This is a genomic window from Gordonia sp. VNK21 (genome assembly GCF_046098115.1).
In the GTDB taxonomy this organism is placed as follows: Bacteria; Actinomycetota; Actinomycetes; order Mycobacteriales; family Mycobacteriaceae; genus Gordonia.
Map to the genome: position 1 here is coordinate 18,860 of NZ_JBJURU010000018.1, position 13,506 is coordinate 32,365.

Here is a 13,506-nt window from a genome sequence, read left to right on the forward strand (position 1 = left end):
CGGCCGGATCCGCATCAGAACTCAGTGGAGGCTAACCTAAACACAATGTCCATGATGCCTCCGCCCGCCGTCCACGTGACCGACCTCACCAAGGCCTTCGACGAGGTCCACGCCCTGCGCGGCATCAGCTTCACCGTGCCTGCCGGGACGGTCCTGGGCATCCTCGGACCCAACGGCGCCGGCAAGACGACGCTGGTGGACATTCTGTGCACCCTGCTCCCCCCGGACTCCGGCAGCGCCGCCGTGGCCGGCCACGATGTGTGCGAGGCGGGCAACGCGGTACGGGCGGCCATCTCGATGACCGGTCAGTACGCCGCCCTCGACGAGACCCTCAGCGGCCGGGACAACCTGATCTTCTTCGGCCGCATGCAGGGGCTGCGGCGCCGGGCCGCGATCGCCCGCGCCGACGAACTGCTCGCACGCTTCGACCTGACGTACGCGGCCAAGCGGCCCGTCTACGCCTACTCCGGCGGCATGCGGCGGCGGCTCGACATCGCCTGCGGCCTGGTGGTGCGGCCGGAGGTGGTCTTCCTCGACGAGCCGACCACCGGCCTCGATCCGCGCAGCCGGCAGGAGGTCTGGGAGCTGGTGGAGATGCTCAAGGCCGACGACATCACCACCCTGCTGACCACCCAGTACCTCGAGGAGGCGGACCGGCTCAGCGACAACATCATCGTCCTCGATCGCGGCCGGATCGTCGCCGAGGGCACCGCCGCCGAGCTCAAGGCGCGGGTCGGCGGAACGCACTGTGCGGTGATCCCGGCCGACCCGGCCCAGACCGGCCCGCTGGCCGAGCTACTCCGGCTGCGGCTGCCCGGCGATCACCGGGTGACCGGCACCGACGGCGACGGGGTGGCGCTGTCCGCTCCGGACGGGGTGGACACCATGGCCGAGGTGATCGCCCTGGCCCGCAGTGCCGGAATCGCCTTGCACGACATCGGTCTTCGCAGCCCGTCCCTCGACGACGTCTTCTTCGCCCTGACCGGTGAGGCCCCGGCGACGGCGGACGCGCAGCCGTGACCATCGCCTGGCCGGACCGCAGTGACCCGGAGGTCATCACTGTCCGCGGGTGGGCCTTCGGCCGCCAGTGGGCGGTGATGACCGGGCGCGCGGTCCGGTCCGCGCAGCGGCAGGGTGAGTTCCTGGTCGCCGTGGTGATGCCGATCGTCTTCGCGCTCGGCTTCTACCTTCCGCTGCGGCTGGTGATGTCCGATCGCGGCATCGACTACGCGCAGTTCCTGATGCCGATCATCGTGCTGCAGGCGATGGCGTTCACCGCTATCGCCGCCGCCCAGCGGGCCACCCTGGACCGGTTGCGCGGCATGAGCCGGCGGCTAGCCTCCATGCCGGTGCGGCCGCTGGTTCCGCTGGCCTCCCGGATGAGCACCTCCCTGATCCGGTCGCTGATCTCCATCGCCACCGCCCTGGCTTTCGGTGCGCTGCTGGGCTTCTCGTTCTCCGGCGGACCTCTGGACGTGGCCGGGTTCGTACTCTTCTCGCTCGCGGTGGGCCTGGTGCTGGCCATCGGCGCCGACTCGCTCGGTCTGGTCACCCGCGGCCCGGAGGCCACCTCGCAGCTGCTGGTCCTCCCCCAGCTGGTGCTCGGCATGCTCTCCACCGGCTTCGTCCCGGAATCGGACTTCCCGGCCTGGGCACGGCCTTTCGCACGCAACCAGCCGGTCTCGCACTTCGCGTCGACCATGCGGGAACTGGCCGACGGCGATCCGCAGTGGAGCACGGCCATGCCGGCGCTGATCTGGCTCGGCGCCCTGGCCGCGGTGTTCATCGCCTTCGCCCACTACACCCAGACGCATCGGCGGTTGTACCCGTGACCGGCACCCTCGACTTCCCCGCGCGGACCGCCCACCACCCCGAGTACACGGTCCGCTCCCTGCTGCGCGCCTCCGGGCTGCAGGCCGGACGCATCCTCTACAAGTGGGGCACCGACACCGCGACCCTGCTGCAGTCGCTGCTCTTCCCGGCGCTGATGGTGCTCCTGTTCTGGCTGGTGCTCGACCGTTCGGTGAGCGACTATTCGGGAACCTCCACCGCCTTCTCGATGGTGCCCATGGTGGCCCTGGTCGGCGCGATGTCCGGGGCGTCGATCAGCGGCCTGGGTCTGCGTCGTGAACGCACCTCGGGCCTGCTGGCCAAGATGTGGGTGCTGCCGGTCCACCGCGCCTCGGCCATGCTCGGCCGGCTCGCCGCCGAGGCCGTGCGCATCGTCGTGACGGTGAGCGCGGTCCTGCTGGTCGGTACGGCGATCGGTTTCCGCATCGACAGCGGGCTCGCCGGCTATCTGGCGATCGTGCTGATCGCACTGCTCTTCGGGCTGTCGTTCTCGATCATGGTGACCGCACTGGCCCTGCGCGGCCGGGAGTCCCGCATCGTCGAATGGGTGGCCATCGGCACCAACCTGGCGATGTTCTTCAACACCGGCTTCGTTCCGGCGTCGGCCTACCCCGGCTGGCTCGAGCCGATCGTCCGGTATCAGCCGCTGAGCTGTGCGGTCGAGGCGATCAAGGGTTTCGCGGTCGACGGCGCACTGGCCCAGCCGCTGCTGCTCACCGCGGCCTGGTCGGCGCTGCTGATCGCGGTGTTCACCGGCCCCACGCTGTCCGGCTACCGCCGGGCGACGCAGCGCGGCTGACCGCGGTTCCGCACTCGTTCAGACGTACCAGCAGCGGTGCCGGACACTGCCTTTGATCCGGCCGAGCAGGTTGCCGGCCTGAAACAGCCAGCGCCCGGTGGGCACCCGGGTGAGCGCGGAGGGCAGCAGCGGATTGCGCAGCAGCAGATAGGCGATCACGTCGACGGTGGCGTACCAGGGCCGGGCGGGCATGCCGTATTCGCGGTACTCGGCGTACAGCCGCGCGTCGCCCTCCCCGCACATCACCGACTGATCCCAGATCCCGCGGAGCGTGTCCCGCAGCCGGTAGGCCACGAGCGCGTCCGGCGCGTGCCCGAGGACCCCGCCGGCCAGTTGCAGACGCAGGGTGAAGTCGGCGTCCTCACCGCCGCGGTCGTAGGCGACGTCGAAGCCGCCGAGCCCGTCGAAGCGGTCCTTCCAGACGCCCACGTTACAGGTGGGCCACACCCGCAGGAAGCCGGGGAACTCGTACGGCACGTCCGGCGGGAGCATCTGGCGCCAGCCCTGCACCTGCGCCGAGTTGAGCGAGTGGGTCTCCACCGCACCGCCGACGGCCGAGGCGCGGCGGGCGGCCGCGGTCAGCTCGCTGAGCCACTGCGGGTACACGCGGTCGTCGGCGTCGCAGAAGGCCAGGAAGTCGCCCGCTGCGGCGGCCGCTCCGGCGTTGCGGGCGTAGGCCGCACCGGCCGGCCCGGAGGCGTCGACGCGGCGCAGCCGGAGACGCGGGGCCAGCGGATGGTCCGCGAGATGGTCGCCCAGTCCGTCGGTGGAGTTGTTGTCGGCCACCAGCACCTCGAAGGGGTGCGGGTAGTCCTGCCCGGCCAGCGCCGTCAGCTGCTCGTCGATCACGTCGACGCCGTTGTGCACCGGGATGATCACCGAGACCAGTTCGGGCAGGCCGCGATCGTCCTCGGGCGGGCGCGGCGGCGGATCCCCGGCCAGGCCGGCCCGGCGCAGGGTGCGCAGCGGGATGCGGCCGGTCTCCCCGCGCAGTCCGGCCCGGAAACCGGCGCCGCTCAGGTAGATCCGGCGGCGCCGCTGCGAACCGATGAGCATGGCTCGGCCCCGGCTGAGCGTGTCCTTGGCGATCGAGACGGCACACCACAGCGGTTCGCGCCGCCCGTAGCGGCGGTAGAGGTCGAGCCGGTTGCGGGCGATGTAGTAGTGCCGGAAGGGGGCGTCCTCGGAGAACTCGATGCCGTCGCCGTGACCGCGCAGCAGCGGCCGCAGCAGGCGCGGCGGCACCCACCGGGCGGGACTGCCCAGCCGGTGGTCGATGCGGGTGCCGGGAACGATCAGGGCGTGGCCGCCGTGCGCGCGAGCCCGCAGGTAGAACTCCGTCTCCACACAGTCGATGAAGAGCTCTTCCTCGAACATCCCGGCCTTCTCGAAGAGGCTGCGGGTGATCACCAGGCCGGACTGCAGGGGTTCGAAGGCCAGTGTGAGGCCGCGTTCGGCGAACCAGAACGGCGCCACGTCGTCGTTGATCATGGCCGGTGAGGCCATCACCTCGGTCAGGCCCAGCGACGCGGCGAGCGCCAGATGCTCGGTGACGCGGTCGACGTAGTCCGGCGCCGGCGTGGTGTCCTGGTCGAGGGTGAGGACCGCGTCGGCACCCGCGTCCAGCGCCTGGCGCACACCCCGGTTCAGCGCGTGAGCGATGCCGCGGTTGCGCTCGTTCTCCAGCACCGTCGCGCCCAGGGCGGCGCACTCGTCGAGGCGGCGGCGCACAGGACCGTCCGGATCGGTGCGCAGCGAGGGCGAACCGTCGTCGACGACGAACACCGAATCGACCTGCGGGCGTACGGTTTCCACCACCTCGGTGAGCCGGTCGCCGGGTTCGAAGGCGGTGATCACCGCGATCACCGGCGCCGCGCCGGCCGTGCCGCTCATCAGTGCGCCTCCGGTTCGCTGCCGGCCGGATCGTCCCGGATCACGGCCGCGGTCGCGCGCACCTGCGGCGCCCGCATCATCGAATGGTGGTCGCCGGTCACCCGGTGCACACGCACACCGCCGTCGACGATGCGTTGCCAGAGCGCGGGGTCGTCGTGGTTGTCGGCGGCCAGCACCAGGGTGACCGGACCGGCGTACCGGGTGGGCCGGTGGCGGCGCAGCAGCGCCCGGCCCAGATCCCAGAAGACCGTCCACTGCAGGGTGGTCGGCAGTCGCCACAGGCCGGCGGTGGCCACCAGTGCGCGCATCGCCAGGGTGTTCCAGGCGAGCGAGAGCCGCTGGGCGAGTCCGGTGGGTGCGACCGGCTGGTTCTGGCCGGTGCCGTCGCGGTCCGGCAGCGCGGTCCGGTCGGTGCTGCGTCGGCCGGTGCCGCCGAGCCGGCGGACCTGCTCGGGTTCGAAGATCGGATCGAGCAGGATCACCTCGTCGACGTCCGCGGCCAGATCGTCGAGAATGGTCGCGGCTTCGAGCATGACGAAGGCGCCGTAGGAGTAGCCGATCAGGCGGTAGGGCCCGTGCGGCGACACGGACCGCAGGTCGGCCACGGCGCGTTCGGCGGCGGCACGCACCGAGCGGTCGGCGCGGCCGCGTCGTTCCAGTCCGTGCGCCTGCAGCCCGAACACCGGTTCGTCGCCGCCGAGGTCTCGGACCAGGGGAAGCAGGCTCGCGGCCGGCGAACCCGCCCCGGCGGCGATGAACAGCGGCACGCCGTCGCCGGCCCGCAGCCGGCTCAGCGAGCCGCTGGCCGACGAGCGGCGCCGCTCGCGGTGTGCCCGATCGATCGCGGCGCCCAGGCGGGCGATGGTCGGTTCGGCGGCGAAGTCCGCGGAGGCGATGTCCACCAGCCAGCGTTCCCGAACCTCGGCGAGCATCCGGGCCGCGGCCAGCGAATCACCGCCGAGCGCCAGGAAGTCCTCGTCGCGGCCCACCGACTCGAGGCCGAGCACCGCGCACCAGGTGTGCATGAGGGCCGCCTCGGTGGGGCCGCGCACCGGCTCCGGGGCGCGTGGGGGCGGCTCCGGGAGTGCGCGCCGGTCCACCTTGCCGCGCTCGGTGCGCGGCAGTTCGGTCAGCACCACCACATCCCGCGGGATCATCCACGGCGCCAGGGTCTTTGCCAGCGCGGTGCGGATCTCCGCCGGGGACGGCGTCCATCCGTCGGCGGCCACCGCCACGTGCGCGATCAGCCGGCCCTGCACCGGATCACCGGTGACGACGGCGTCGACGGTCCACGGCAGGGCGCGCAGGGCGCTCTCCACTTCGGCCGGTTCGACCAGGTAGCCGCGCACCTTGACCGCATCGTCGCGCCGGCCAAGCAGGTGCAGCTGACCGTCGTCGTCGATCCGCCCGAGGTCGCCGGTGTGCAGCACGGTGCGGCCGTCGCCGGCCGGCCGGAAGCGGCGGGCGGTGCCCTCCGGGTCGCCGAGGTAGCCCAGGGCCAGGTGCCCGGACTCGATGAGCACCTGCCCGGCGGTGCCGCGCGGTACCGGGGCGCCGTCGTCGTCGACGATGGTCACCGTCTTGTCGGCGGCCGGGGTGCCCACCGGCACCACCCCGTCGGGCAGGTCGCGGCCGGGACCGTACCGATTGAAGGCGAGGTTGCCGGCTTCGGAGGATCCGGACCAGCTGCAGCACACGCCGTGCGGTGCGAGTAGACGGCGGGCGGCGACGAAGTCGCTGCCGTGCACGGGTTCTCCGCAGGTGCTCAGCAGCCGCAGGCTGCCGATCGGCTCGGCGCCGGAGCTGTCGGCGAGCCAGGAGCGCAGCAGCGACGGCGTGCAGTGCGCGGTGGTCGCGCCGGTCTCGGCCAGCCAGTCGCGCAGTCCGGAAGTGGTGCGCCGGCGCACATCCCACAGCAGTACTCCGGTGCCGTTGAGCAGCGGCATGAGCAGGGCGTCGAGTCCGGCGCCGAAGCTCAGCGGCAGCAGGACCCCGGCCCGATCGTGCGGGCCGAGCTGCCAGAACCGGCGCGCGTCCCGGGCTTGATTGACCCAGGTGCGCTGTCCGTGCAGGACGCCCTTGGGCCGGCCGGTGGAGCCGGAGGTGAAGATCAGCACGGCCGGATCGTCGGGGCCGGCCGGCGGGACCGGCGTGGTCTGCGTGGGCAGTCCGGCGATCTGCTGCGGGGTGAACAGTGCGGCGCCGGAGAGTTCGAGGATGTGGCGGCGCCGTTCCTCCGGGAGTAGCGGATCGAGGGCGAGGACCGGATGGCCGGAGCAGAGCACGGCAAGCAGCGCCAGCGCCGACTCGATGTCGGATTCGGTCTCCACGGCGATCGGACGGCCGGCCTCCGGGACGGCGGCGGCCAGCGCCCGGCCGGCGGCGGCGGAGCGGCGGCCGGCGTCGGCGAAGCCCAGTCTTCCGTCCGGGGTGATCAGAGCCGGGGCGTCGCCGCGCGCGGCGGCGATCTGCAGCCACAGTTCCCGCGTCGTCGCGGCGGCCGGTTCGGCGAGTGAGACGGCCTCCGCGACGGGTTCCGGAGTCACCTGCTCAGGCCGGCGGCGATCGTCGGCCAGGAGCGATGCAGTTCATCGCGCCAGTAGTTCCACGAGTGGGTACCGGTGCCCGGCAGGTGCACGCGCGCCGGGATGCCGAGCTGCGCGAGCCGGCCGGCCATCTGCTCGGTGCAGTACCGGGTGGCGGCTTCGAGTGCGCCGCCCACCAGGATCTGATCGGCCAGCGGCGGTGCGCCGGGCGCCTGGTACTGCGGGGAGTCGTACTTGCCGGGCAGGCCGCTGCCGCTGGACAGATACAGGGTGGTGCCGCGGAGTTTGGCGGCGTTGACGTACGGGTCGTTGCGCACCCAGGCCGACGATCCTGCCGGTCCCCACATGTTGGAGGCGTCGGCGTTGGAGGCGGTGCGCACGATGCCGCGCACGGCCGCCTGCCCCTCCGGGGTGCTGGTTCGGGCGCAGCCGCTGTAGGAGGCCACCGCTCGGTAGAGCCCGGGGGCGGCGATCGCGAGATTGAACACCGAGGTGCCCGACATGGACAGTCCGGCGATCGCCTGGGTGCCGTCGGTCTGCAGCGACGCGTCGATCACAGGCGGGAGCTCACGGGTCAGGAAGGTCTCCCACATGGGCTTGCCGATCGCCGCGTCCGAACGCAGCCAGTCGGTGTAGTAGGTCCCGCGGCCCTTCTCCGGGATCACCACGTTTACCCGCTTGTCGGAGAAGAACTCCATGGCGTCGGTCTGGGCCAGCCAGTTGGCGCCGTCCTCACCGCCGCCGGCACCGTTGAGCAGGTACAGGGTGGGCGCACCCGCCGCCGCCTCGGGACGGAGCAGCAGGAACGGAACGTCCTGCCCCATGGCGGGAGAACGCACTACCATTCGCCACAGGTTCTCTCTCAGGTGTTCGAGGGACACCACCCCGGCGGTCGGCTGCGCACCCGCGGCGCCAGTCGACGAGGGTGTAGCGGAGAGAGCTGCGGCAATGCCGAGAACAGCGACCAGGAGCAGTGCCCGGAGACGTCGAGCACCGACGAGAACCATCATAATTAGCTTAGCCTACACTTAGCCACAGGCTGTCGAGCAGCGGGGTGGGGCGTCCGCCGGTCCACCCTGGGCACCCGGGGCTCCTCCCGATCACTGGGAAGACCTGTGGGCGATCTGGACACGCAGTGAGTCAATGGACATGATCACCGTCGAGCGCCGGTGCGCCGATATCGAGTGATCTCGGGAAGCTCAATACAAGTCTCTGAATGGAAGCCACCGTGTCTGACTCAACTGTTGTTCCGACGGCCCACGACGACGTGATCTCTTGGGATTATCAGGCCGACGTCGTGATAGCCGGTTATGGCGTGGCCGGCGCCTCCGCCGCGGTCGAGGCGGCCCGCGCCGGAGCCGATGTGCTCGTCCTCGAGCGCAGCGGCGGATGGGGTGGAGCTGCGGCGATGGCGGGCGGTTTCATTTATCTCGGCGGCGGCACGGCACTTCAGCGGGCATGCGGTTTCGAGGACACCGTCGACAACATGAAGACATTCATGAAGGCTGCGTTCGGGCCTGGAACCGACGACGAGAAGATCGACGCCTACTGCGAGGGAAGCGTCGCGCATTACGACTGGCTGGTGGAAGCCGGCGTACCCTTCCGCGAGGCGTTCTACGGCGAGCCGGGATGGGAACCGCGCGGCGACGAGGGCTTGATGTACTCCGGCGGCGAGAATGCCGCTCCCTTCAAGGATTTGGTCGCTCCCGCACCTCGCGGGCATCTACCGCAGATGGAGAACAAGAAGACCGGCGAACGCGGTGGTGGCTACATGCTGATGAAGCCTCTGGTGGAAACCGCCGAATCCTTGGGCGTCCGCGCAGAGTACGACATCAGGGTCGAGAGTCTGGTCGTCGACGGTGACGGTCGAGTCACCGGCATCATTGCCAAGCGTTACGGCTCTCGGCTGGCGGTCCGCGCACGCCGTGGCGTAGTTCTCGCGATGGGGAGTTTCGCCTTCGACGAGGAGATGGTTCGAGAGCATGTTCCGCATCTCCTCGGCCGGCCGGGATCTGCCATAGAAGCGCACGACGGCCGTGCGATCCGGATGTGCCAGGCGCTCGGGGCGGCAACCACGCATATGAACGCCGCGGAAGTAGCTCTACATGTCGATATGCAGCTGGTGGCCCGCGGGATTCTGGTCAATTCCAGCGGCCAGCGCTTCGCCACCGAGGACACCTACGGCGGAATTCTCGGTCAGGAGGTCCTGTTCCGCCAGGGCAACTCGGCATTCCTGGTGATGGACGAGAACGGCTATGAGTCCGCGGTCGCCACACGTTCGGTGATGGCCCGCCCGCAACCGACCTGGGTGAGCGAATCCCATGCAGAGCTGGAGAACAGCATGGGGCTGCCGCCGTACGCGCTGACCACGACCATCGACTTCTACAACCGGCACGCGCTCACCGGCAGCGACCCTGCATTCGGAAAGAAGCCGGAGTGGGTTCGTCCGCTCGAGGGCCCGCTGGCCGTGTTCGACCTGAGAAATTCGACCAGCGGCTTCCCGCTCGGAGGTGTCAAGACCACCGTCGATTCTGAGGTTCTCCATGTCAGCGGTGAGCCGATTGCAGGCTTGTTCGCTGCCGGGCGCTGCACGTCGGGAATCTGCAGCGGTGGCTACGCGAGTGGCGCCAGCCTGGGCGACGGCAGCTTCTTCGGGCGCCGAGCAGGAATCAGCGCGGCCGCCAACGAGACGCCCGCGGTCTGACGCGGCGGTCGGGCTCACTCGATCGCGTCGTCGGAGGAAGCGCGCCCTCAATTCCGCTCACGACCGACCGTTCCATCACGGCAGCACCACCGGTCCGGGCGGGAGGCGAATCCGCAAGCCCTACCCGGGCCGTCGGTCGACATCAATATCGCTGTTACCAGCACATCTACCGAGCTCCGCCGCCAGGACTCGAACCTGAAATGCCTGAACCAAAATCAGGAGTGTTGCCGATTACACCACGGCGGATCAATGCGGCCTCGATTCTGCCACAGTGCCCGGTGGAGGCGACGCCCGTCTCCCCTCAGGTCCGGACCGTCAGTCGACCGGCCCGCCGGCCACGTACAGCACCTGGCCGCTGACATAGCGGGCGGCCTCGCCGGCGAAGAAGCTGACCGCGTTCGCGATGTCCTCGGGCTGGCCGGCCAGCTTCACCGCCGTCTCCTGGGCCGCAGCGTCGATGAAGTCGTCGAAGGACACGCCGATGCGTTCGGCGGTGGCCCGGGTCATGTCGGTGGCGATGAAACCCGGGGCGATCGCATTGGCGGTGATGCCGAACCGGCCCAGCTCCAGCGCCAGCGTCTTGGTGAAGCCCTGCATGCCGGCCTTGGCCGCCGAGTAGTTGGCCTGTCCCCGATTGCCCAGCGCCGAGGTGCTCGACAGATTCACGATCCGTCCCCAGCCGGCCTCGACCATGTGTCGCTGACAGAACTTGCTCATCAGGAAGGCCCCGCGCAGATGGACGCCGAGCACCGTGTCCCAGTCGTCGACGGTCATCTTGAACAGCAGGTTGTCGCGGATGATGCCGGCATTGTTCACCAGCACCGTGGGCGCGCCGAGCCGCTCGAGGATCCGATCCACGGCGGCGATCACCTGGTCCTCGTCGGAGACGTCCGCCCCCACCGCCACCGCGTGACCGCCCGCGGCGGTGATGGCGTCGACGGTGTGCCGGCAGGCGTCCTCGTTCAGGTCGAGGACGGCCACGCTCATCCCGTCCTGCGCCAACCGCTGCGCCACGGCCGATCCGATTCCGCGGGCAGCACCTGTGACGATCGCAACTTTCTGGGTGGTCATGGCTTGACCGTACCGGCTCGCCCGCGCCCTAACTACCGTCGCGGCACATGTGGGCCGTAGGATCGACGGCTGCGGGTGATTCCTTTGCGGGCGCCTGCGCGCCCAGCACGAACTCGACCCAGGAGCGCTGATGACCGGACAGCCCAGCGGACCAGGCAATGGGCAGCTCGCCGTTGTGATCCTGGCCGCCGGAGCCGGTACCCGGATGCGGTCCAAGACTCCCAAGATCCTGCACCGGATCGGCGGCCGGTCACTGGTCGGCCACGCCCTGCACGGCGCCGACGGTATTGGCGCCGACGCGCTGGTGGCCGTGGTGAGCCATGAACGCGAACGCGTGAGCGCCGAGATCACCGCCGTCGCCGAGGAGCTCGAGACCCCGGTGCACATCGCCGTGCAGGACGAGCCGCTCGGTACCGGTGATGCCGCCCGGGCCGGGCTCACCGGACTGCCCGCCGACTTCTCCGGCACCGTCCTGGTGACCGTCGCCGACGCTCCCCTGATCGACGGCCCGACCCTGGCCGCACTGCTCGCCGAGCACACCGCCGACGGCGGCGCCGCGGTCACCCTGACCAGCTTCGAGGCCGACGACCCCACCGGCTACGGCCGGATCGTGCGCGACGGCACGGGCGTGAGCGGCATCGTCGAGCAGAAGGATGCCGACGAGGATCAGCGCGCCATCACCGAGGTGAACGCCGGCATCTACGCCTTCGACGCGGCGCTGCTGCGGCGGGCGCTGACCGAACTGTCCACCGACAACGTGCAGGGCGAGTTCCTGCTCACCGACGTGGTGGCCGTCGCCCGGCGCGCCGGTGCCACAGTGCGCTCGCACATCGTCGACGATCCGGCCGTGGTGGCCGGCTGCAACGACCGGGTGCAGCTGGCGCAGCTCGGCGCCGAACTCAACCGGCGGATCGTGGCCGCCCATCAGCGCGCCGGGGTCACCGTGGTGGACCCGGCCACCACCTGGATCGACGTGGACGTCCAGCTGGGCCAGGACGCGCACATCGAGCCCGGCACCCAGCTGCAGGGCCACACCGTGGTGGGCCCGGACGCGGTGATCGGCCCGGACACCACGCTGCGCGATGTGGTGGTCGGCGAGGGCGCCGAGGTGATCCGCACGCACGGCCGGGATGCGGTGATCGGCGCCGGCGCCACCGTGGGCCCGTTCGCCTACCTGCGGCCGGGCACCCGGCTCGGCGAGGCCGGCAAGATCGGCACCTTCGTCGAGACCAAGAACGCGCAGATCGGCACCGGCACCAAGGTCCCCCATCTGACCTATGTGGGCGACGCCGAGATCGGCGACTACTCCAACATCGGGGCGTCGTCGGTCTTCGTCAACTACGACGGCGAGAACAAGCACCGCACGGTGATCGGCGACCACTGCCGGACCGGCTCGGACAACATGTTCGTCGCCCCGGTCACCATCGCCGACGGCGTCTACACCGGCGCCGGAACTGTTGTGCGCCACGACATCCCGGAGGGCGCGCTGGCCGTGTCCGCCGGCGAGCAGCGCAACCTCGAGGACTGGGTGCTGCGTAAGCGGCCCACCAGCAAGGCAGCGCAGGCAGCCCGCGCCGCCCGGCAAGAGCACGACCGTACGACCGATCCGCACCAGGAGACCAGCCCATGACATGGACCATCGACAACCAGAAGAACCTCATGCTGTTCGCTGGTCGCGCCCACCCCGAGCTGGCGCAGGCGGTCTCCGAGCAGCTGGGTGTTCCAGTGACCCCGCAAACCGCCCGGGACTTCGCCAACGGTGAGATCTTCGTGCGTTTCGAGGAGTCCGTGCGCGGCAGCGATGCCTTCGTGCTGCAGAGCTGCCCGGCGCCGATGAACCAGTGGATCATGGAGACGCTCATCATGATCGACGCACTCAAGCGCGGCTCGGCCAAGCGGATCACCGCGATCCTGCCCTTCTACCCGTACGCCCGGCAGGACAAGAAGCACCGCGGCCGCGAGCCGATCTCGGCCCGCCTGATCGCCGACCTGCTCAAGACCGCCGGCGCCGACCGGATCGTCACCGTCGATCTGCACACCGACCAGATCCAGGGCTTCTTCGACGGCCCGGTGGATCACATGCACGCCCAGGGCCAGCTCGCCGAGTACGTGCGCGAGAACTACGGCACCGACAACATCTGCGTGGTCTCCCCCGACGCCGGCCGCGTGAAGGTGGGCGAGAAGTGGGCCGACGCGCTCGACGGCGCGCCGATGGCCTTCGTCCACAAGACCCGTGACCCTGACGTGCCCAACCAGATCAAGTCCAACCGGGTGGTCGGTGAGGTGGCCGGCAAGACCTGCGTGCTGATCGACGACATGATCGACACCGGCGGAACCATCGCCGGCGCGGTGAACGTGCTCAAGGAGGCCGGGGCCGGCGACGTCATCATCGCCACCACCCACGGCGTCTTCTCCGATCCGGCCGCCGAGCGGCTCGCCTCCTGCGGCGCCCGCGAGGTGATCGCCACCGATACGCTGCCGATCCCGCCGGAGAAGCACTTCGAGAACCTCACCGTACTGTCGATCGCCCCGCTGCTGGCCCAGACCATCCGTGAGGTCTTCGAGAACGGCTCGGTCACCAGCCTGTTCAACGGCAACGCCTGAGCCTCCACAGTCAAGCCTCCGCCGGTCGGTGCCCGTCC

At 70.4% G+C, this 13,506-nt stretch carries 10 protein-coding genes and 1 tRNA gene; 6 read left to right on the forward strand and 5 right to left on the reverse strand.

Annotated elements, in window-relative coordinates:
* Positions 1-54 precede the first annotated feature (54 nt).
* Genes ACJMNC_RS16440 through ACJMNC_RS16450 form a run of 3 tightly spaced genes read left to right on the forward strand, consistent with a single transcriptional unit; the run spans position 55 to position 2,650 of the window.
* Positions 55-1,020: an ATP-binding cassette domain-containing protein gene (locus ACJMNC_RS16440; RefSeq protein ID WP_408949069.1), complete on the forward strand. Its 966-nt coding sequence runs from the start codon at positions 55-57 to the stop codon at positions 1,018-1,020.
* Positions 1,017-1,832, forward strand: coding sequence for an ABC transporter permease (locus tag ACJMNC_RS16445; RefSeq protein ID WP_408949038.1), 816 nt, complete (start codon positions 1,017-1,019; stop codon positions 1,830-1,832). Before ACJMNC_RS16440 ends, ACJMNC_RS16445 begins: the two co-directional genes overlap by 4 nt.
* Entirely contained in the window at positions 1,829-2,650 is an 822-nt protein-coding gene (locus ACJMNC_RS16450; RefSeq protein ID WP_408949039.1) for an ABC transporter permease, read from the forward strand. Before ACJMNC_RS16445 ends, ACJMNC_RS16450 begins: the two co-directional genes overlap by 4 nt.
* A gap of 18 nt (positions 2,651-2,668) precedes the next feature.
* Here ACJMNC_RS16450 and ACJMNC_RS16455 read toward each other — a convergent pair whose 3' ends face one another.
* The 3 genes from ACJMNC_RS16455 to ACJMNC_RS16465 are packed head-to-tail and all read right to left on the reverse strand — an operon-like array spanning position 2,669 to position 7,934.
* Entirely contained in the window at positions 2,669-4,543 is a 1,875-nt protein-coding gene (locus ACJMNC_RS16455; protein WP_408949040.1) for a glycosyltransferase family 2 protein, read from the reverse strand.
* Positions 4,543-7,089: an AMP-binding protein gene (locus ACJMNC_RS16460; protein WP_408949041.1), complete on the reverse strand. Its 2,547-nt coding sequence runs from the start codon at positions 7,087-7,089 to the stop codon at positions 4,543-4,545. Before ACJMNC_RS16460 ends, ACJMNC_RS16455 begins: the two co-directional genes overlap by 1 nt.
* A complete protein-coding gene (locus ACJMNC_RS16465) occupies positions 7,086-7,934 on the reverse strand; it encodes an alpha/beta hydrolase (protein WP_408949042.1) in 849 nt (282 codons plus the stop codon). The genes ACJMNC_RS16460 and ACJMNC_RS16465 overlap by 4 nt, the downstream gene beginning before the upstream one ends.
* A gap of 371 nt (positions 7,935-8,305) precedes the next feature.
* Between ACJMNC_RS16465 and ACJMNC_RS16470 the strand changes: the two genes are divergently transcribed.
* On the forward strand, positions 8,306-9,793 hold the full coding sequence (locus tag ACJMNC_RS16470) for an FAD-dependent oxidoreductase (protein ID WP_408949043.1): 1,488 nt from the start codon (positions 8,306-8,308) through the stop codon (positions 9,791-9,793).
* Positions 9,794-9,967: 174 nt separating this feature from the next.
* Here the strand turns inward: ACJMNC_RS16470 and ACJMNC_RS16475 are convergent.
* Both ACJMNC_RS16475 and fabG read right to left on the reverse strand, forming a co-directional pair.
* Positions 9,968-10,039, reverse strand: a tRNA-Gln gene (locus ACJMNC_RS16475).
* A 69-nt stretch (positions 10,040-10,108) separates the two neighbouring features.
* Positions 10,109-10,864, reverse strand: a complete 756-nt coding sequence (gene fabG / locus ACJMNC_RS16480) for a 3-oxoacyl-ACP reductase FabG (RefSeq protein ID WP_408949044.1) — start codon at positions 10,862-10,864, stop codon at positions 10,109-10,111.
* Positions 10,865-10,994: 130 nt separating this feature from the next.
* On the opposite strand from fabG, the gene glmU reads away from it, so the two are divergent.
* Both glmU and ACJMNC_RS16490 read left to right on the forward strand, forming a co-directional pair.
* Entirely contained in the window at positions 10,995-12,494 is a 1,500-nt protein-coding gene (gene glmU, locus ACJMNC_RS16485; protein ID WP_408949045.1) for a bifunctional UDP-N-acetylglucosamine diphosphorylase/glucosamine-1-phosphate N-acetyltransferase GlmU, read from the forward strand.
* Positions 12,491-13,468 carry a ribose-phosphate diphosphokinase gene (locus ACJMNC_RS16490; RefSeq protein ID WP_408949046.1) on the forward strand — a complete coding sequence of 326 codons (978 nt, stop codon included), beginning with the start codon at positions 12,491-12,493 and terminating at the stop codon, positions 13,466-13,468. The genes glmU and ACJMNC_RS16490 overlap by 4 nt, the downstream gene beginning before the upstream one ends.
* The last annotated feature ends 38 nt before the right edge of the window (positions 13,469-13,506 follow it).